This is a genomic window from Psychrobacter sp. CAL346-MNA-CIBAN-0220 (assembly GCF_040309805.1).
Classification (GTDB): domain Bacteria; phylum Pseudomonadota; class Gammaproteobacteria; order Pseudomonadales; family Moraxellaceae; genus Psychrobacter.
Genome location: NZ_JBEOPF010000129.1, coordinates 1 through 283, shown reverse-complemented (window position 1 = coordinate 283; position 283 = coordinate 1). Strand labels below are relative to the sequence as shown.

Here is a 283-nt window from a genome sequence, read left to right as displayed (position 1 = left end):
ACCCTACTTACAGCAACATCACATTTATGCCACTCTTGTTTTATGTCTAATAGGTAATCAACTCTAGAATAAAAAAGATCGTATATATAAGAATAATTCGGTTTGCCTGTGGTTCCAACAGGTAATCCTAAAGTAAGTAAACTTTGACCTAACTCAGTCTCTTCTATTTCGAGCCGAGAACGTGTTACTCCATCTTTTTCTTGTGCTACAAAATTAAATGCATATGCATCTAAATCAGTCTTTATGACATAATACCCTATTGATATACGGGTAGCATTAAAGC

Annotated in this window: 1 protein-coding gene; it reads right to left on the bottom strand. The window is 34.3% G+C overall.

Features of this window, described 5'->3' with window-relative positions; translation table 11 throughout:
* A partial coding sequence (locus AAEY88_RS12990) for a hypothetical protein (protein ID WP_350563050.1) occupies positions 1 to 283 on the bottom strand: 283 nt, incomplete at both ends.